1 protein-coding gene is annotated in these 330 nt (G+C 58.5%); it reads right to left on the bottom strand.

The window, feature by feature from the left end:
- Nucleotides 1–19: 19 nt before the first annotated feature.
- On the bottom strand, nucleotides 20–271 hold the full coding sequence (locus JIN85_RS21115; RefSeq protein WP_200274571.1) for a hypothetical protein: 252 nt from the start codon (nucleotides 269–271) through the stop codon (nucleotides 20–22).
- Nucleotides 272–330: the final 59 nt, after the last annotated feature.

Here is a 330-nt window from a genome sequence, read left to right as displayed (position 1 = left end):
TAGTTGCTAGCCGACATACTCAATCGTCATCGGAGTGTAACTCGACCCGCGCAATCTGCCAATCCTCCCAAGCGCGGTCTGGATCGATGTCGTCGTAACCTCGCCGTGCGTCGACGGCGGCACGCTGCTCGGGGGGCAACACTTCTGCGGGCGACTCGTCCCGAATGGTCTCCACTTCTTCCTTGGTCAATGCCGAGCCCTTGGCGCGCTCCCTATTGAGGAGGGTGGCGACCAGAGAAGGAATGTGGGTGATAATGAGGTGGTCGCCCATTTTCTTGAGTTAACGTTCAATGTCCAGGCACGGGCGAATGCCGGTTGCCTGTGACATCT

It is taken from the genome of Luteolibacter pohnpeiensis (genome assembly GCF_016595435.1).
GTDB classification, from domain to species: Bacteria; Verrucomicrobiota; Verrucomicrobiia; order Verrucomicrobiales; family Akkermansiaceae; genus Luteolibacter; species Luteolibacter pohnpeiensis.
This window is presented reverse-complemented; position numbering and strand designations above follow the sequence as displayed.